20 protein-coding genes are annotated in these 19,618 nt (G+C 39.1%); 8 read left to right on the forward strand and 12 right to left on the reverse strand.

Annotated elements, in window-relative coordinates; genetic code table 11:
* Positions 1-7: 7 nt before the first annotated feature.
* On the reverse strand, positions 8-475 hold the full coding sequence (locus PHC76_RS08545; protein ID WP_299971796.1) for a DUF420 domain-containing protein: 468 nt from the start codon (positions 473-475) through the stop codon (positions 8-10).
* A 147-nt stretch (positions 476-622) separates the two neighbouring features.
* On the opposite strand from PHC76_RS08545, the gene PHC76_RS08550 reads away from it, so the two are divergent.
* Positions 623-1,789 (forward strand): pyridoxal phosphate-dependent aminotransferase, encoded by a 1,167-nt coding sequence (locus PHC76_RS08550; RefSeq protein ID WP_299971799.1) that lies wholly within the window; start codon positions 623-625, stop codon positions 1,787-1,789.
* Between the two features lie 39 nt (positions 1,790-1,828).
* Here the strand turns inward: PHC76_RS08550 and PHC76_RS08555 are convergent, their stop codons facing one another.
* The 9 genes from PHC76_RS08555 to PHC76_RS08595 form a co-directional block, all read right to left on the reverse strand.
* Positions 1,829-2,050, reverse strand: coding sequence for a hypothetical protein (locus tag PHC76_RS08555; protein WP_299971802.1), 222 nt, complete (start codon positions 2,048-2,050; stop codon positions 1,829-1,831).
* A 72-nt stretch (positions 2,051-2,122) separates the two neighbouring features.
* Positions 2,123-2,674 carry a hypothetical protein gene (locus PHC76_RS08560; protein ID WP_299971805.1) on the reverse strand — a complete coding sequence of 184 codons (552 nt, stop codon included), beginning with the start codon at positions 2,672-2,674 and terminating at the stop codon, positions 2,123-2,125.
* An 18-nt stretch (positions 2,675-2,692) separates the two neighbouring features.
* Complete coding sequence (gene lpxD, locus PHC76_RS08565) at positions 2,693-3,643, reverse strand: UDP-3-O-(3-hydroxymyristoyl)glucosamine N-acyltransferase (RefSeq protein WP_299971807.1); 951 nt, start codon at positions 3,641-3,643, stop codon at positions 2,693-2,695.
* On the reverse strand, positions 3,643-4,113 hold the full coding sequence (ilvN, locus tag PHC76_RS08570) for an acetolactate synthase small subunit (protein WP_299971810.1): 471 nt from the start codon (positions 4,111-4,113) through the stop codon (positions 3,643-3,645). The genes lpxD and ilvN overlap by 1 nt, the downstream gene beginning before the upstream one ends.
* Positions 4,113-5,807 carry an acetolactate synthase large subunit gene (locus PHC76_RS08575; protein WP_299971813.1) on the reverse strand — a complete coding sequence of 565 codons (1,695 nt, stop codon included), beginning with the start codon at positions 5,805-5,807 and terminating at the stop codon, positions 4,113-4,115. The genes ilvN and PHC76_RS08575 overlap by 1 nt, the downstream gene beginning before the upstream one ends.
* A gap of 83 nt (positions 5,808-5,890) precedes the next feature.
* Positions 5,891-6,793, reverse strand: coding sequence for a phosphatase (locus PHC76_RS08580; RefSeq protein ID WP_299971816.1), 903 nt, complete (start codon positions 6,791-6,793; stop codon positions 5,891-5,893).
* Between the two features lie 4 nt (positions 6,794-6,797).
* Positions 6,798-8,927, reverse strand: coding sequence for a hypothetical protein (locus PHC76_RS08585; protein WP_299971818.1), 2,130 nt, complete (start codon positions 8,925-8,927; stop codon positions 6,798-6,800).
* Positions 8,928-8,938: 11 nt separating this feature from the next.
* A complete protein-coding gene (gene ilvA, locus PHC76_RS08590) occupies positions 8,939-10,150 on the reverse strand; it encodes a threonine ammonia-lyase (protein ID WP_299971821.1) in 1,212 nt (403 codons plus the stop codon).
* 10 nt (positions 10,151-10,160) lie between these two features.
* On the reverse strand, positions 10,161-10,592 hold the full coding sequence (locus PHC76_RS08595; protein WP_299971823.1) for a CoA-binding protein: 432 nt from the start codon (positions 10,590-10,592) through the stop codon (positions 10,161-10,163).
* Between the two features lie 167 nt (positions 10,593-10,759).
* Between PHC76_RS08595 and gltX the strand changes: the two genes are divergently transcribed.
* Genes gltX through PHC76_RS08610 form a run of 3 tightly spaced genes read left to right on the forward strand, consistent with a single transcriptional unit; the run spans position 10,760 to position 13,997 of the window.
* Entirely contained in the window at positions 10,760-12,058 is a 1,299-nt protein-coding gene (gene gltX, locus PHC76_RS08600; protein WP_299971824.1) for a glutamate--tRNA ligase, read from the forward strand.
* Positions 12,055-12,342, forward strand: coding sequence for a YggT family protein (locus PHC76_RS08605; RefSeq protein WP_299971826.1), 288 nt, complete (start codon positions 12,055-12,057; stop codon positions 12,340-12,342). Before gltX ends, PHC76_RS08605 begins: the two co-directional genes overlap by 4 nt.
* Positions 12,339-13,997 carry a transglycosylase SLT domain-containing protein gene (locus PHC76_RS08610; RefSeq protein WP_299971828.1) on the forward strand — a complete coding sequence of 553 codons (1,659 nt, stop codon included), beginning with the start codon at positions 12,339-12,341 and terminating at the stop codon, positions 13,995-13,997. The genes PHC76_RS08605 and PHC76_RS08610 overlap by 4 nt, the downstream gene beginning before the upstream one ends.
* Here PHC76_RS08610 and PHC76_RS08615 read toward each other — a convergent pair.
* The gene (locus PHC76_RS08615) at positions 13,906-14,391 is read right to left on the reverse strand and encodes a hypothetical protein (protein ID WP_299971830.1); all 486 of its coding nucleotides are present in this window, start codon (positions 14,389-14,391) and stop codon (positions 13,906-13,908) included. The two genes, PHC76_RS08610 and PHC76_RS08615, sit on opposite strands and share 92 nt — an antisense overlap.
* Positions 14,392-14,502: 111 nt before the next feature.
* Between PHC76_RS08615 and tgt the strand changes: the two genes are divergently transcribed.
* The 4 genes from tgt to PHC76_RS08635 are packed head-to-tail and all read left to right on the forward strand — an operon-like array spanning position 14,503 to position 18,401.
* Positions 14,503-15,624 carry a tRNA guanosine(34) transglycosylase Tgt gene (gene tgt / locus PHC76_RS08620; RefSeq protein WP_299971832.1) on the forward strand — a complete coding sequence of 374 codons (1,122 nt, stop codon included), beginning with the start codon at positions 14,503-14,505 and terminating at the stop codon, positions 15,622-15,624.
* A gap of 1 nt (position 15,625) precedes the next feature.
* The gene (locus tag PHC76_RS08625) at positions 15,626-16,411 is read left to right on the forward strand and encodes a pyridoxine 5'-phosphate synthase (RefSeq protein ID WP_299971910.1); all 786 of its coding nucleotides are present in this window, start codon (positions 15,626-15,628) and stop codon (positions 16,409-16,411) included.
* Positions 16,399-17,322 carry a 4-hydroxythreonine-4-phosphate dehydrogenase gene (gene pdxA, locus PHC76_RS08630; protein WP_299971834.1) on the forward strand — a complete coding sequence of 308 codons (924 nt, stop codon included), beginning with the start codon at positions 16,399-16,401 and terminating at the stop codon, positions 17,320-17,322. Before PHC76_RS08625 ends, pdxA begins: the two co-directional genes overlap by 13 nt.
* Positions 17,322-18,401, forward strand: a complete 1,080-nt coding sequence (locus PHC76_RS08635; protein ID WP_299971836.1) for a PilZ domain-containing protein — start codon at positions 17,322-17,324, stop codon at positions 18,399-18,401. Before pdxA ends, PHC76_RS08635 begins: the two co-directional genes overlap by 1 nt.
* Here the strand turns inward: PHC76_RS08635 and nspC are convergent.
* Positions 18,398-19,543, reverse strand: coding sequence for a carboxynorspermidine decarboxylase (nspC, locus tag PHC76_RS08640; RefSeq protein ID WP_299971838.1), 1,146 nt, complete (start codon positions 19,541-19,543; stop codon positions 18,398-18,400). The two genes, PHC76_RS08635 and nspC, sit on opposite strands and share 4 nt — an antisense overlap.
* Positions 19,544-19,618 lie beyond the last annotated feature (75 nt).

Here is a 19,618-nt window from a genome sequence, read left to right on the forward strand (position 1 = left end):
ATTTCCCTTAAAATACAAATAAAAATAGATAGATACTGCATCCCATAACAGAAGTTAAGGTTAGGGCAGCAAAAATCCATCTTCCAATCCGTTTATGATTCGTTTCCCCTAAGTGCCCTACTCTTTTAAATGTTTGATATGATGAAATCATTAAATAAATCCATCCCCCAACCGCCATTAATGCAATAAATACATGCACTAATAAAAAGAGCAATAAAAAATCATACGAGAGTCCGGACATCTTAACGTATTCCACAAATCCACCGCTGATACGGACACCAAGTTCAAAAATTAATACCATGACTATTGTCATTGCTAAAATAACTATTTGAGAGCGGTAATGGAGTGTAATATTCCCTTTTATTGCCTGATAAATTGAGGTTGCTAACAAGAAAGGTAGCAGTGCGAAATAGAGGGTAACCAAATCCATATAGAATGGGGCCTTAGTTCCTAAAAATCCGGGTTCAAAAAACATAATAATCCATCCATGCTAATTTTTAGTATTATAGGATAAGAAAGATTTAGTAACGATAATTTTTATTTACTGCTTTAGAATTCTAAATTATAAAAACTCTTTGTGTGTGTTATGCTATAATTTCAAAAAAATTTTAAAGGCTGCACAATGTTAACCGATCGCGTAAATACTCTATCAGAATCGATTACCATCGCTATTTCAACTTTAGCTCAAGAGCTCAAAGCATCCGGAAAAGATGTTATCAGCTTTTCAGCAGGTGAACCTGATTTTGACACTCCACAAGTGATCAAAGATGCTGCCATAAAAGCTATCAATGATGGTTTTACTAAATATACCGCTGTTGATGGTATACCTGAATTAAAAGCAGCAATCGCTTTAAAACTCAAACGTGATAATGGATTAGAGTACAAAGCTAATCAAATCATTGCAAATAATGGGGCAAAACACTCTTTGTATAACCTTTTTGCGTGTACTATTCAAGCTGGAGATGAAGTAATCATCCCTGCTCCGTATTGGGTTACTTATCCTGAACTTGTTATGTATTGTGGTGGTACTGTCGTAGAGGTTATGACAGATGATGCAAGTGGTTTTAAAATGACCCCTGAACAACTCAAGGCTGCTTTAACACCTAAAACCAAAATGATTATTTTGACCTCTCCATCAAACCCTACAGGTGCCGTCTATACACGTGATGAGCTTGCTGCTCTTGGAAAAGTATTAGAGGGGACAAACGTTATCGTAGCTAGTGATGAGATGTATGAAAAATTGATTTATGATGGAGAATTTACCTCTGCCGCAGCGGTCAGTGATGACATGTATCAACGTACTATCACTATCAACGGGTTAAGTAAATCGGTAGCCATGACCGGATGGCGTTTTGGGTATATGGCGGCTGCAAATACCGAAATTATCCAAGCAACTAAAAAACTACAAAGTCAAAGCACTTCTAACATCAACAGTATTACTCAAAAAGCGGCTGTTGTAGGTCTCAACGGTGCAGCTGACAGCGATATCGAAGCAATGCGTGTGGAGTTCAAAGCTCGACGTGATGAAGCGGTAAAACTCTTTAATGAGATCGATGGTTTATCAGTTCTCTCTCCTGCCGGTGCATTTTATTTGTTTGTAAATATTAAAGAAATCAGTAATGATTCCATGCAGTTTTGTAAAGAGTTGCTGGAAAATCAAGGAGTTGCGGTAGTACCGGGTGTAGGATTCGGTAGTGAAGGGTATTTTCGCTTTAGTTTTGCAACCGATATTGAAAGCATTCGTGAAGGTATTAAACGTATTGCTACATTTGTAGTAAGTAAAAAATAATTACCTCGTCACCCTGAAATTTATTCAGGGTCTCAAAGTCTATTTTATAGATTTTAAAGCTTCAATTACTTCATCAATATTTCCTAATGGAAGGTGAACTTTCCATTCAGGGTTTTTAGCATCACCGGAGAGTGAAATCCCGATACTGGCAACACTGTCACTTCCCTCACCATAGGGTGTATCAATTTTACTAACAGCTATGACCCCTTTTTTTGTCCCGTTTAATGGTATTTCTTTAATAATAGATGCAGATGAGCCCACAAACAACTCCTAATAATTTAGATATTTAAAGAGTGTATCGGGATTTTTGCTAAAAAAAGCTTAAAAAAATCGTTATTGATTCGAGGTTGCAGTTTGTGTAGCATTACCATAAATAAATGCATACATTTTGCGATAATATTGTTCATTACGTGTACGATCCGTCGCACTAAAATGGTGATAACGTCCCAAAGTTTCCCAAGAATACCCAAAACTCTTTACCAAACCAGTTATTATCTGATTCGCTTGTTCTCGCTCTATGGCATCAATAAAGTAATCAATTAGGTTAGGATTAGGATGGTATTTATAATTAATCTGATAGGGCCCAAGATCAAGATTGGTTATTCCGCCATTGATTAATGCTTGAGCTTGTGAAGAACACTCTTCAGGTGAGTTACATTTAATGATATGTCCATTGACAGCAAAACCTGCCGCTTGTGCCCGTTGAGCTTCTTCAATAGCATTAATACGTATGACATTTGGATTACATTGACCATCTGCTTCTTTTAAACATTCACAATGTCTAATAGCGTCAAGGACAATATCAGGCATACGAACACCGGAAGTATCAATATCAGCACTCAATAAATGAGTAGAGAGAATTAATAAACTACCTAGTTTTTTCATATACCGTATCCCCTTTGCTTAAGATTGTAATATTTTAGCCAATTTTGCTTGAAGTTTCAGCCATAATTTATGTTCCATCAGAGGAAATCCACTGTAGACTCCCCCTACAGTAATGTTTTTTGTGACACCAGCGCGGGCAGCAAGGGTTGTAAATGGAGCGATAGTGAGATGACCTGCAACGGCACTTTGCCCTCCCATCACCACATTTCTTCCCAAAGTAGTCGAACCGGCAATACCTGATTGGGATACCATTATAGTATGTTCACCCACAACACAATTATGACCAATTTGGACGAGATTATCAATCTTTGTCCCTTTTTTAATAATAGTAGAACCAAAAACGGCACAATCAATCGTCGTATTTGCTCCAATTTCAACATCATCTTCAAGTATAACATTACCATTTTGATAGAGTTTAACATGCTCACCGGTTTTAGTATGAGCATATCCGAAACCATCGCTACCGACAACACTTCCGGCATGAATCATGACATTATTACCTAAAATACAATCACGGTAAATGGATACATTCGGATAAAGGATAACATTATCTCCGATAAGCACATCACATCCTACATAAGAACCCGCCATAATAGTACAATTTGACCCTATTTGTGCACCATTTTCGACATGGGCTGTAGGATAGATAATTGTATTTTCACCAATAACAGGAGAAATATCACTTGTAACTATCGGTTTAGAAAAAAGTTTAGAAAGTTTTGCAATATCCAGATAAGCCTCTTCACTTGCCAATGCAATAGCACTAGAAGGGAGCAAACGTGCTTTTGAAGAGGGCAAAATAACAGCAGAAGCTTTGGTAATAGCCAAATCTTTTTCATATTTTGAGTCGGATAAAAAAGATATTTCCCCCTCAACCGCATCTTTAAGGGTATTCATTTTAGTGATAAGGCAATTATTTTCAATGACAATATCAAATTTTAAAAAATCAACAATCTCTTGAAGGGTCATTAGCGCTCCAATGCAACGGAACCGCTGCGAACAATCTCTTTAGGATGAAAACGTTTGATTGCTTCGAGAAAGTGCCCTACTCTCGTCGGCTCATCCGCAACCATAACAATCATTGTATCACTTCCGACATTGACGATACGTCCATTATAAGCATGTGCAAGAGCTTCAATATCTCCTAATGATTCATTAAGAGGAATTTTTACCATTGCCATCTCTTTTTCTACTAAATCGGCATGTTCGTAAACTTTTAAAACAGGGATAAGTTTATGCAATTGTTTGATAATCTGCTCTATTACCTTGAGCGATCCTGCTGTAACGATAGTTACGCGAGAGTATTTTGATTCCGGTATCGGTGCAACGGTAAGAGATTCAATATTGTATCCTCGACCCGAAAAAAGACCAGAAATACGTGAAAGAACACTGGCCTCATTTAAAACGATAACGGAAATAACGCGACGTGCTTGTTCCATTATTTATCCTTGTATTCTAACATCATATTAAAGAGTGACCCGCCTGCCGGCACCATAGGCAATACGTTTTCAAAACGGGCTACAACAACATCAATAAGTGCAACAACGTTTTTCTCAACAGCATCTTTTAGGGCTGCATCAAACTCCTCTTTGGTGGTAACACGGTACCCCAACCCACCAAAACTCTCAGCCAATTTAACAAAATCGGGTTGTACGGAAAGATCGGTTTGTGAATGGCGTTTATCGTAAAACATTGTTTGCCATTGACGTACCATTCCCAAAAAATTATTATTTAGAATAACATTAATTACGGGAAGCTTGAACTCAACAGCGGTCATCAATTCTTGAATATTCATCATAATAGAACCATCACCGGTAATGTTAATACTTACACGCTCCATATCAGCCCGTTTAACCCCAATAGCTGCCGGAAAACCGTATCCCATGGTTCCCAATCCACCGGAACTGCTCCATTGACGAGGGCGAGAGAATGGATAAAACTGGGCTGTCCACATCTGATGTTGTCCGACATCGGTAGAGATATTAGCGTCATCCCCTAGCAACTCACCGATACGTTGAATAACCCATTGAGGCTTCAAACGATCTCCCTCTTCTTTATAGGAGAGTGGGTGTAATTTGTTAAAATTTGCAATGGTATTGTGCCATGGTTGATAACGCAATGGATCAATTTGCTCTTTTGCAAGGGGCATCATCTGCTCTAATACATTTTTAACGTCACCAACGATGGGAAAGTGTGCATTAACCAATTTTGAAATACTTGCCGGATCAATATCGACATGGATAATTTGGGCATTTTTGGCAAACTCAGAGAGTTTCCCCGTAACACGATCATCAAAACGAGCACCTAAACCAATAACGAGGTCAGTCTCTGACATTGCCATATTAGCGGCATAAGAACCGTGCATTCCAAGCATTGAAATAAGTAAAGGATCACTATGATGCAATGTTCCGCGAGCCATAAAGGTCTCAACTGCCGGTATTTGTGTCATTTTAGAAAATTCGCGAACCAATTCAGCTGCATTAGCGTTAATAATCCCACCACCGAGATACAAAAGTGGTCGTTTTGATGATGCAATCGCCTCTATCGCTTTTTTGATTTGGCGCATATTCCCTTTAACATTAGGTTTATAGGTCTCTAGTTCAACCTCTTTTGAATAATCAAAAAGTGCTATTTGTGCCGTTACGTCTTTAGGAATATCGACATGAACAGGACCTGGACGTCCGGTACGAGCTAAATAAAATGCCTCTTTTAAGACACGGGGAAGATCATTTGCATCGGTAACAAGATAGTTATGCTTGGTACACGGACGGCTAATTCCAACTGCATCTATCTCTTGGAATGCATCAGTTCCGATTAACGACATCGGGACTTGTCCACTGATAACCACTAGAGGAACTGAGTCCATATACGCATCCGCGATACCGGTGATAGCATTGGTAAAACCAGGACCTGACGTAATCATGGCAACGCCAACTTTACCAGACGCCTTGGCGTATCCTTCAGCTGCGTGAACGGCTGCTTGTTCATGACGTGTTAAAACGTGCTGAAAAGAACTCTGTTTGTAAATTTCATCATAGACGTTCATAATTGCACCGCCGGGATAGCCGAAAATTACTTCAACTTCTTCAGCGATAAGGGCTTCAATAACCATTTGTGCACCACTTATTTGCATGTCGTCTCCTTTAACTAAAAATATCATTTATGATTGTGAAAAAAAAATTACAGAATTATAGAAGATAATTACTATGAATTACGTTAAATGGGGAAACTCTCACTAAAAAAATAATCCAGTGCGACCCCTTCGCGTAAACCGTCATCTATAACAATTCCTTTGTCTACACCAATTGCCTTAAAAAGTGTTTGTACCATCAAAATACCGGTAGGAATCAGCCCTTCACGACCTACACCGACATAATAAGCACACAAAGATGTATCCATTTCACTTAACTCTTTAAACGTTTGAATGCAATCTTGCATAGTGATCGTTGATCCATTTATATTTTTTGGAGAATACGACTCATACGACATGCCCATTTTGTAAGCGGCAATAGTTGTCGGTGTCCCAGCTGTCAGAATAAGAGGTTTGACACTCATTGCCAAATTTTTTGAGTTGATAAAATCCGTTATATTAGATGCAAAATCAGCTAACAATCGTGATAAAGGTGTATGCAATGATTTTTCATGCATAGTTAAGATACCAATATTTAAACTAGTAGAAAAAACTTTCTTATCATGCATCAATGTAATTTCACTCGACGCTCCACCAATATCTACTAAAATGAACTCTTCAGTTGTTAGTTGCAATAAATTTAAGCGATTTTGAACTGCTAAAAGGGTTAATCTTGCCTCTTCAATCCCATCTATAACGGTAAAATGTACGTTACATCGTGTCGCAATCTCACTTAAAACTTCTTTTTGGTTGGTTGCCATCCGAATAGCAGCTGTTGTGACACCTACTATTGTTTGATTTCTAAATTCAACAACCTGTTTGGCTTCGGAAAATGCATCTACAATTCGATCTACTGCTTCATGACTTACTTGACCTGTTAAATCAAGCGATTCAGCGGTGCGGACAATTTTTTCAAAACTTTTACCCCAATTCAATCCGTCGAATTCAATAAAACGGATGGTATTTGAACCTAAATCAATAGCTATCATCTAATCATATTTTGACGGTAATATCGGGTACAAGCATTGAGGGAGACCATGTATCCAAATCACCTTTTTTAACCATTTGTATATCCATTGAACTCTCATATTCACGCTTAAAGATATTGAAAAAATAAAGTATATACTCATCAAGACCAAACATTGCTACATAATTTCGGATTCCTGTTTCAAGTACAGATAATGAGGCATGAGCACGAAATTTTTCTTCAAGCTGAACAGAATAACATTGAGCAAAAACACTCCCCATCGCCGAGTGTTTTGCACTGATAGGGAGATAGAACTGAAATTCGTTGCGTAGTCCATCAACATCACCTTTGAGAGCATATCGGAGAGCAGAATCAAGTGTTTTATTCCATGCACTTTCAAGTTTTTGTGCCTCTGGTGTATCATAGAGGAGCGGATATGAAGAGAGATAGGCAAAAGCATTCAGATAATTTTCAGAGGTAATTGCATCAAAGAAAAGGTGTTTAACTCTAATTGTCTCTAATAATTCGGTGGCTTCCTTAGAATAATCAGGAAAATAGATTAAGATTTCGCACCCTTTTTTTGCAGTTGTATAATCCCCCTCTTGATAAGCTTTTACAGATTGAATATAAAGTTTATCCGCATATTGCATGACGCTGTTGTATTCAGAAAACTCTCTTAAAAATGGATGATTTCTAATCAAATCGAAGAATTTAATAAAATTACGGGAAGCAATAACTTTTTTAAAATACTCATAAAGACGTTTCTCGGCAAAAAGTTGTTGAATCAAGACTGTTTTTTCCGATATACCTCGATAAGGTGCAAGGAGCGTTCGTGCTTGATCTTCTCCAGTTACTCCCAAAATAAGCTCTTGCGCTTTGGAAAAAAGTTTTTTCCATCGTGCCTCCATTTGTCGATACGGTTCTGAATCTTGGAAAACAGAATATTGTTTTGCCATGGTATACGCCAAAGGAAACCGCCCCTCTTCAACACATTTTTGAAATTGGGAGTATTTTTCATAATCACGTAAAATCTGAGTTATCAACCCATTTTTATTTGTGATTCCGCTAAAAAGATCAAGAAGCTCTTTCGCTTTGACTTTGTCACCTTTTTGCAAATAGAGTTTAGCTTTTGTCAGAATATCTTGCCAAATTTTTTCAACTACTTCATAAGGTTTTGAATACAAAAGCATCGGATTGTCATCTAATAGTAGATAAAAAGCTTTGTAGTTCCGTTGACGCAAGAAATTCATTGAAGCATCTTGATCTCCAAATAGTGAGTAAAAACGGACACTTCCACCCATTGTCCCGATAGCAAGACGATAATCATCTTCTACAAACACCATTGAAGTAATCTCTTCAGACTCTTTAAGATAGCGCTGTTTCACCAATTCCATTGATTGCATATCGTATAATCCGACATATCCTAGTTTAGTACCTACAAATACAAAACGTTTATCACTACTGATACACATTGCAGTAATCGTGTCATTCATTTTTGGCAAACGTTTTAATAATCGTCCGGTACGGATATCCCAAACAATCAGACCGCCCTCTTTTTCTGCTGATAAAAGACGAATCTCAGGCAAAAATACCATTCGTACAATAACACTGCCATGACCTGTAAGTTTCATAGGATGCTTCATTGTTGCAAGATTCAGGAGATTGATACTTCGATCAAAACTTCCCGTAGCAATCCACTGTCCACTGTCATTAAAAGCAACGGTAGTAACAAAATCGGCATGTGGAGGCATCGAAAAGACTAATTTCGCTGTTTTTAAAGCCCATACAAATACTTTTCCGTCTTGTCCACACGTTACACAATAGCGGCTATTAGGATCAATTGCGACACTCTCTATTTCACCTTGATGTCGACCTAGTTTGTATAAAAGTTCTTTTTTATTGGTACTAAAAAGGGCGGCTTGATTGGTTTTTGGGATAATAGAGATTGAAAAATCACCCTTATAAGAGACATCAACGACAAAGCTTGATAACCGTTCATGAACAAGATTACTTTTAAATCCCCCAACCACTTTATAATCTTGGATCGTAATTATCCGTAATGTAGTATTCGCATCGAGAATCGCAAGCGATCCGTTTGATAGCATTTTTAGTTGTAGTATGGGTGTTTTAATATTCAGTACTTTTAAAACATCCATGGCTATCTCCTTTAGTTTTCTTCACTGCTTAAATAGCGGTGTTCATGCAATAATTGACGGATTTGCGACTGATGTTCTTCACCTTTGGTCTCCAAATGTATTTTTACATTAGCATCCCCATATGCGAGCGATGTAGAGGTGCGATCGTACTCAATATGGACAATATTGGCATTCAACTCTTGTAGCATTCGTGTGAGTTGCATAAGAGAACCGGGCTTGTCGATCAGAGTAACGATGAGTTTCATTTTACGTCCAGATTTAATAAGCCCTTTTTCGATGATGATCGAAAGCAACGTTACATCCATATTGCCTCCACTTAAGACAACGCCCACTTTTTTACCTTGAAGATGAGGAAGCTTGTGGTGGAGCAATGCGGCAACCCCTGCGGCTCCTGCCCCTTCAACAACTAATTTTTGTCGCTCTAATAAAAATAAAATCGCATTAGCTATCTCTTCATCATCAACACTTATGAGACGATCAACCGATTCTAAAATGTGTGAAAGGGTAATAGGCGAGGTATCTCTTACTGCAATCCCATCAGCAATGGTGCGTACATTGAGACTATCAATAGGCTGTTTTGCCTCATACGATTCTCTCATAGCAGGTGCCCCTAGTGCCCCTATTCCGATCACTTCAACATGAGGAGATCGTTGTTTGATGCACGATGCCATGCCCGAAATCAAACCGCCACCGCCGACTGGAATAACAATCGCATCAAGATCGGGAATTGCATCCAACATCTCTAATGCTATCGTCCCCTGACCTGCCATCACTGCTTCATCAGCAAAAGGATGGACAAAAACCATCCCTTCTTTTTGACCATAATCATTTGCATAAGCATATGCTTCGTCATAATTACTACCTGCCAAGATCACTTCCGCACCATAATAGCGGACACCGTTAATTTTTGTCAGTGGAGTAGATTCGGGCATAACAATCAATGCGTTAATCCCAAATATTTGTGCCGCCATTGCAACACCTTGTGCATGATTTCCGGCACTTGCAGCAATGACCCCTAATGAACGTTCATGTTCATTTAGAGAGGCTATTTTGTTGTAGGCACCACGTATTTTAAACGCACCGGTTACTTGTAGATTCTCTTTTTTTAGATAAACTTCACACCCGCTTTGTTCACTCAAACGAGGAGCGTATGAAAAAGGGGTCTCCACTACAACAGAGCGGATACGTTCATGCGCATCTTGTATCGTCACTAAATCGATCAATGGTATCCTTTTATGCATGGATGAGTCGATGCTCAACCATACTGCAATGATTTTGTACTACTTTCATCCCTGCATTCTCTGCAAATTTGGCCGCTTCGTTATTGACTATCCCTTTTTGGCTCCAAAAAACTTTAACATCTCCCCGTTTAACACACGCTTCTGCAATCATTTGCAACGCGTCGGGTTTACGGAAGATATTAACCATATCGACAACATCAGGAATCTCTTCAAGTGAGCGGTAAACCTTTTCACCTAAAATAGACTCTTCTTTAGGATAAACAGGGATAATTTTATAACCCGCGTTCTGTAAATACTCTGCAACACGATAACTATCTTTTGTCGAATCAGGAGAGAGACCTAAAACTGCTATGGTCTTAATTGTTGACAAAATTTCTTTGATTTCGTCATTACTTGAGTTAACACTCGGAAATTCGCATTCCATAAAACTCTCCTAAAAATTCTATAATTAGAGTTATTATACCCAAAGAACGGCAGAAGACTAACAAAATTTAAATTTTCAGGGTATAAAATAAGCGCTGAGTAAAAATGTGCCATGCTTAAAACTCTTTCTGCTAAAATTCCATCCATAATTTAACCTAGGAACTTTTAATGCTTCGTTTTGCCCCAAGCCCGACAGGTGATATGCATATCGGCAATCTCCGTGTGGCACTTTTTAACTATATTATGTCAAAACAACGTTCTGAACCTCTTTTACTTCGGATTGAAGATACTGATCAAGAGCGCAATATTCCCGGCAAAGAGGATGAAATATTAGCGATTTTAGCCCTTTTTGGGATTGAGCATCAAGAGCATCAATTTCAAAGTAATAATCTCCGTTTTCATCGTGCTATGGCACTGCAACTGTTACACGACAAAAAAGCATTTAGCTGTTTTTGTACCCCCGAAACTCTCGAAGCCTCTAGAGAAGCGGCAAAAGAGAATAAAACAGCCTACCGTTATGATGGACAATGTGAAAACTTACGAGCTGAAGAGGTCATTGACAATACAAATCCTTTTACCGTTCGTCTAAAAAAACCTTCAGAATCCATTACGGTGAAAGATATTATAAAAGGGGAATCAACATTTGCCCCTAACGACATCGATAGTTTTATTATTATGCGTGCCGATAAGCTCCCGACCTATGACTTTGCGTGTGCGGTTGATGATATGCTCTCTGACATCTCACTCATTATCCGTGGTGAAGATCATCTCAGCAATACCCCAAAACAGATCGCAATACAACGAGCATTGGGTTACGATAGAGTAATTGAATATGCCCATCTCCCTATTATCCTCAGCATCGAGGGTAAAAAAATGTCCAAACGTGACGATGCATCAAGTGTGAAGTGGCTATTGGAAGAGGGATTTTTGCCTGATGCAATCAGTAACTATCTTATTTGGATCGGTAATAAAACACCGTGTGAAATTTTCACCCTCAAAGAGGCAATCAAGTGGTTTGATCTTCAATCAATTTCTAAAGCACCCGCACAATTTGATATCGATAAACTCAAATTTATGAACCGTGAACATCTTAAAGGATTGGATCCCAAAGAGCTTTCACGCTATGTTGGATTTGCCGATGAAGAGATTGGACGTTTGGCAAAAATCTTTTTGGATGAAGTGAGTACACTCAAAGAGCTTAGAGTTAAAATCAATGCCATTTTTGCCCCAAAAATTGTCCCTGATGAATTCAAAGAGGGGTTTGATGTTCTCAAAAAACTCACCCTTGTTGCTCCCCATTTTGATGATTACGACTCTTATGAAAGCTATCTCATAGAGCACTCAGGGCTTAAAGGGAAGAACCTTTTTAAACCGCTCCGCTATCTCCTAAGCGGTTCAGAGCATGGACCGGAACTCAATGATATATATACGTATCTCAAAAATTATCTTAAAGAGGTTGCCAAATGATAGCTGGAATTATTTCCGGTGTGGGGGGTATCGTTCATTCTCTCATCACCATGTATATTTGGGTTGTGATCATTGGAGCACTCCTCACATGGGTACGTCCTGATCCGTACAATCCTATTGTGCAGATTATATATCGACTTACCGAACCTGCCTATCGTCTCGTTCGCCGTACTATACCTACGGTGTTTAACGGTCTTGATTTAGCTCCCCTTATTTTGGTTGTTATCCTCAATGTTATCGATATAATATTGATTAATATTATAAATGCACTGGTTCTATCTTGAAGTACTCTATTTTTCTTATCTTACTACTTACAATCTCTTCCTCAGCAGTGACACTGGAAGAGATAAACACTAAACCCTCTTCACGGCAAAAAAACTTCTTAATTTGGCAGTTTTTACATCAAGATATCAATGCGACTCAAGCAAGCGAAGCCTTTTATCAAGTAGAGAATGTCAACGAACGCTTTTTATTCGATTATGCCGCTAAAACCAATGAGAGTGAAATCAAATACACCACAGAGTGTCTTCAAAAAAAAGGAAATGAGCTCTTATCTATAAAAGAAGATGATTGTTTAATCTTGGCACTTACTCCTGCTAAAGCATCTGTTTTAAAACCAGATGAGCGTGAAATAATTGCCCAGAGACTTAATAACCGTTTTGGCAATACAGAGTGGCTTCGAGCATTGAATCAAGAGAGTTTTTATACTACAACAGAAAATCTCAATAATGAAACTACACTTTTCCGACTTGCCGGTGCACAGTACCGCTATGATCATTTTAACCATTTCTTATCTGCTGAGGTTCTTTTATCGTTAGCTCAAAGTAATAGTTTTAGTCAAATCGTCTATCTCACCGTTACCGATCCAAAAATGGAACAACTACAACTCTCATTAACCGGTGCACCACTGCACAATTATGGAGCGCAAACTAACTTCTTTTTAGCTATGAATGCAATTAAACATGGAAATATGCTCAATGCGTTAGAACATCTCAAGATTGCTAAATCCAATTTTTATGCCCCTATAGATAAAGATAAAACCCTTTTTTGGCTCTATCAAATCACTAAAGATGGTAGTTATCTAAATGAACTTTCTAAAAGTCTCGATATTAATATGTATGTTTTGTACGCGCGCGAACTTCTCAATCTACCGACTGAAAATTATTTTACTACATTACCGACGAGCAATAACCCCCAAAGTATTACCGGCATTGATCCATTCGAGTGGAAAGCTTTTTCGGATGAGATTATGGCATCTAATCCTAACACGCTCGTCAATCTTATCAAACGTTGTGATGGTGAAGAGTCCATCGGTATCCAAGGGTATGTTTTAGAACGTACATATGAGCCTTATATCCACAATTTTACAATGCCATATAATCAATATATGACAACACTTAATAACGACCAAAAAGCACTTGTCTATGCCCTTATGCGACAAGAAACACGCTTGATTCCGGGATTAATTTCACGTTCATTCGCTCTAGGATTAATGCAAATCATGCCGTTCAATGTAGACACTATAAGTAAAGTAGCCCCTTTAAAACCGACTACCTATTTTGATATGCTAAAACCTGAGTACAGCATCCAATATTCAATTTTGCATCTTAAACATTTGAGCGACAAATACTACAATCCTGTTTTAATAGCTTATGGATATAACGCAGGTTTTGGCTCAACCAAACGGCTTTTAACTGATGGAAGCGGGCGATTTATGCCGGGTGAGTATGAACCGTTTTTGAGCATGGAGCTGATGGCGAATGATGAAAATCGTGAGTATGGGAAAAAAGTGCTTGCCAATTATATAATCTATAAGAAAATACTGGGAGAAGAGGTAAAAATTACCTCTATTTTTGATAATTTAATACAACCTTCCCAGTCTGATTATTTTCGAGCTGAAGCGCTAAAGAACCCTGTGGTAGTGAGTCAAAGCGAATAAAATAATATTGATTCCAGTTATTTTGGACAGGGATAAGTCCCCGTTTAGGATCACTTTCTTTTAGCTCTTCAATCTGTGTCGGAATTTTTGTATTTAATGTTAACGCATATCCATGTGCGTTTATATCCCATTTCTTCAAATCTCGGTTATCTTTTTCAAAATATACAGCAATAACAAAATATTCACCATCAGTATATTGCTCAGGATAGACAGGATTCAAATAGATAGCAGAAACAACTGCTTTGGTTTCCAAAGACTGAAGAATTGATCCTGTTCGAAGCTGTTCAACAGATCGTTCATGTGCTTTATCCATTTTAAAAAGATCAAATGCACCTTTATCAGCGCATCCGCTAAAACCGATCATTATGCTTAAAGCTATGATGGAAAATCTCATCTCACCCCTTTTAACTCATTCATATGTGTCATCTTAACAAAATTTCAATGATAATAAACTATAAGCTTACGGCAGAATTTGGATAAAATACGGAAAAACAAACGAGATTGTATGAATTTTACCATCGATGCCACTTGTGGCAATGCACGAGCATGTACCATAACCACAGCACATTCCACGATTCAAACCCCTATTTTTATGCCGGTAGGGACAGTTGGAAGCGTTAAAGCGCTGGATATGTTTGACATGCATGATATACTAGGTGCACAAATTATTTTAGCCAATACCTACCACACCTATTTGCGACCGGGTGATGAAACCATCTCTAAACTGGGGGGATTGCATGGATTTACCACCTACCCGAAAAGTTTTTTGACCGACAGTGGTGGGTTTCAAGCATTCAGCCTCAGCGACATTTCCAAACCGACCGAATCAGGAATCGAATTTCGCAGCCATATCGACGGTAGCAAACACTTTTTCACCCCTGAAAAAGTAATCGACATCCAAAACAACCTAAACAGCGACATTATGATGATTCTCGATGATTTAGTCGCCCTCCCCGCAACTCAAGAACGTATAAAAACCTCTATAGAGCGAACAACTCAGTGGGCGAAGCAATCTATAGAGTATTTTCGTCATAAACAATCCATGGGTATCGGTAGAGATCAAAATATCTTTGCGATTATCCAAGGGGGAACCGATTTTAATTTCCGTACCCAATCGGCGAATGAACTGTGTGCGATGGATTATGACGGATTCGCTATCGGTGGACTCTCTGTGGGTGAAGCCAATAACCTGATGTACGATACCGTAGAACACACTACCCCGCTGATGCCGAACGACAAACCTCGCTATTTGATGGGGGTTGGTACTCCTGAGGATTTAGTAGAGAATATCGAGCGGGGTGTCGATATGTTCGATTGTGTCATGCCGACACGAAATGCCCGCAACGGAACACTGTTCACTACTTTTGGGCGAATCAATATCCGTGGCGCACGTTTTAAACTCGATACCGACCCTATTGACCCTGCATGTGATTGTTACACCTGTCGTCGTTACAGTCGCGCCTACCTGCACCATCTCTTTCGCTCCAAAGAGCTCACTTTTTTCCGTCTAGCCTCACTCCATAATCTTCATTACTATCTGCAATTGGTAGGAGAAGCACGCCAAGCGATTATTGCAGGAACATTTACCCAATTTAAAAAGGATTTTTATGCCAAACGTCAAGCCTAATATGACTCTCGGAGTCAATATCGACCACATCGCCGTATTACGCGAAGCACGTAAAATTAACGATCCCGATCCTCTCATGGCACTGGGAATTTGTGCTCAAGCGGGAGCCAATCAAATCACGATTCACTTGCGTGAAGATCGACGACATATTCATGATGAGGATGCTGCAAAAATTATCGCTTCCTCTACCCTACCCGTTAATCTTGAGTGTTCTATTAATCCTGATATTATCGATATTGTCTGCTCCTTGCGACCGCACAGAGCTACCCTCGTCCCTGAAAAACGTGAAGAGGTTACTACTGAGGGTGGATTGGACGCAGATAAATATTTTGATATGATATTAAATGCTATTAATAAATTAAAGAAGCATGATATTGAAGTATCCTTGTTTATCGACCCGACATCTGAAGCGGTAGAATTATCCGAAAAACTCGGTGCCCAATGGGTAGAACTCCATACCGGAAGTTATGCAAATGTTTATGCCATGCGCTATAGCTCACTACCACATACCCATCATTCCATAGAGGCTTTAAAAAATCTCTCAAGAACTCAGCTGGATCAAAAGCTAGAACTTGCCTACTCTTGCATCGTTGATGCTGCAAACCTTGCCCGTTCTTGTGGACTAAAAGTAGCCGCGGGTCACGGACTCAATTATCAAAATGTCTCTACAATCGTCGATATTGATACCATTGAAGAACTCAATATCGGACAAAGTATTATTGCCCGTTCTGTATTTACCGGACTTTTTAGTGCAGTTTCCGAGATGAAAGCGTTATGCAAGCGCTAAAATCAGTCGCCATCAGTGTCGGCGATCTGGGCGGTGTAGGGTTTGAGATTGCTCTCAAAGCTCACGATACTATCAAACAGCTCTGCAAACCCCTCTATTGTATCAACGATACCATGGCACATCAAGCTGCCGCGTTGTTGCATAGACAAATCCCTAATGATTTTTATATGTTTAAAGTCTCAGGAGAGTTTACAATAGAAGCAGGAAAAGTATCGTCTCAAAGTGGACGTTACAGTTATGACTCTTTTATCGCGGCGGTTGAGCTTGCCAAATCCAAAACAGTGGATGCTATCGTAACCCTCCCGATTCATAAAGAGGCGTGGATGATGGCAGGGATTGAGTATGTGGGGCATACCGATGCACTGCGTGATATTTTTAAAAGCGAAGCGATTATGATGCTCGGATGCGAAAAACTGTATGTTGCACTTTATACCGAACACATCCCTCTTCGTCATGTTGCTGAATCCATTAGCGTCGAAAGGCTGAGCAATTTTTTACTCCGATTTCATAAAAGTATCCATCGCTCACCCGTAGGGGTATTAGGTCTCAACCCTCATGCAGGAGATCACGGTGTATTAGGGGATGAAGAGCGTTTTATCGAAGAGGCAATAGAGATAGCCAATAGAGCAATCGGTGAAAATATTTTCGAAGGGCCACTGGTTCCCGATGTTGCATTTACACCTCATGCTCGTGAGAGATACAAAACCATCGTTGCCATGTATCACGACCAAGGACTTGCCCCCCTTAAAGCACTCTATTTTGATGAAGGTATAAATGTTTCTCTGGGTCTGCCTATCATCCGTACTTCTGTAGATCACGGGACGGCATTCGATATTGCCTATCAGAACAAAGCATTAATATTAAGTTATATCAATGCTATTAAAGCATCTATTTTACTTACGGAATCTTAATGAATAGACAAAATAAAGACTTTTTATATCTCTTCCAAAATCTTTCTCATGATCATTTTGATTTAAAGATATTTCGCATCACTTTTATCAAAGGTGCGTGGAAAGTATATAATGAAATTGAAGATTCTCCTGTGTCACAAACTCAATTTCAAAATACTATTACATCCTTTTTTGATACTCTATTCAGCAATAAGAAAAATAATTTTGAAAAAAATGTTGAAAATATTCATAGTCTGTTTTCAAATCAAGATAAAGTAGAACAGTTTTTATCCGATACTTTTTGCATTGTCTTACATCACTATATTAAATCTTTTTATGGTGTAGCTAATGGATGGGAAAAAATAGTCCCGTTTACACAAGCGATTAAAAATCTAATTGCTAATATGACCGATCATCTCAATGATGAATCGTTGTTTCTCTTTGAAGATTCTCTAATAGATGTTTTAGAAATACTTAGACAGCGTTCAGGAACAATCATAGTACTCAACACCTATTATGGTGTTCCTATCCAAAACTCCGCTAAAATTATTCATACTGATGCCAACAGTGTTATTCTAAAAGCACACCCACTCCAAGAAACAGCAGCAATTAAACAAAATGGGCTCTATCTTCTTAAAAATGATGAATTTAAAAATGATGTATATGCATCAGTAACACCTATCAATATTAATGGGGAACGATTTTTAGAGCTAAATCGATTCGATCAACTTGAGACATCACTTTTTCATCGTCAAAGTATACGAGTACAACCCGCTGAACCTATGTTATTCGGTATCAAACACTCTTTATTAAATTTTCGTTCTCATTTGTATGATCTCTCCATCGATGGAGTTGCTGTTATAACAAAACACTCTTATCCGTTATCTATATCAAGTGAAGTAGTAATAACTTTTCCAGCCGAAATTTTTGGAAGTCTCATTGATATAATGGGAGAAATGGTGTATAAATCCTCTTATGAAGGAGGTTTTAAATACCACTTTAAAACCAGACCAACTGTTCAACAAGAGAGTGAACTAAGTAAATATATTAAAAGACGTGAGCAGGAAATTATCAAAAAACTTCGTGACGAAATCGTTTAAGAGAGACGATTTCGATAATCTTCATATCCAAACTCATGGATCATTTTGAGTTCACCCTCTTTCGTCCAGATCGCGAGCGATGGGAGCTTAATTCCGTTGAATGTTGTATTTTTCACAAATGTGTAATGAATCTGATCTTCAAAAATGATTTTATCACCAATTTTTAGTGGTACATCGAACGAATAATCACCCATAATATCCCCAGCCAGACACGTATTGCCTCCGAAACGATACGTATACGCCTTTTCTCCCGCTTCTCCTGAGCCTCGGATCATTGCACGATATGGCATCGCGAGGGTATCGGGCATATGCGCTTCGGCGGAAGTGTCGAGGATCGCTATATCCATTCCGTTATGGACGATATCGAGCACCGAGGCGACCAACGGTCCGCTCTGCCATCCCACCGCTTCACCGGGTTCGAGATAGATGGTGATGTCGTTATGGCGTGCTTTAAATGCACAAATCACCTCAATCAGACGATTGACATCATAGTCACTACGGGTGATATGATGCCCTCCTCCGAAGTTGACGTATTTCAGTCCATCGATGTAGGAGCCAAATTTTTCTTCAAACGCTTCGAGAACCCCCTCCAACGCATCGACGTTTTGTTCGCAGAGGGCGTGAAAGTTGAGTCCATCGAGTTTAGAAACGATGCTCTCATCGAAATTTGCCAACGTCGTCCCCAAACGGCTGTAAAGACCACACGGGTTATAGAGATCGACAGGGCTAGAGGAGTATTCGGGATTGACACGGAGTGAGACCGAAATATTCGGATTGATTACTTTGACCCGCTCAACATAGCGGTGAAACTGCGCGGGGGAGTTAAATACGATGTCATCACTAATACGAGCGATTTCGTCTATATCTTCGTCTTTGAACGCAGGAGAGTAGGTATGCACCTCTTTGTTCATCTTCTCGCGTGCAAGCTTAGCTTCATGCAGACCGCTAGCGGTACATCCGTGGAGATATTTACTCACCATCGGAAAGGTTGACCACATCGCAAAACCTTTGAGGGCGAGGATAATTTTTGCCCCCGATTCTTTCTGAACATGTTCCATCACTTGGAGGTTTTTTTCTAAAAGAGCCTCTTCACAAATATAGCATGGCGTGTGGGGAAGTTTTGAAAAATCGATGGGAGTCATAAACAATCCTTGAAAAATAATGGTGTGATTGTACCAAAATGTCGTATCAATACGGAAACACCCCTAAAGCATGGT

The organism is Sulfuricurvum sp. (assembly GCF_028710345.1).
Taxonomy (GTDB): Bacteria; Campylobacterota; Campylobacteria; order Campylobacterales; family Sulfurimonadaceae; genus Sulfuricurvum.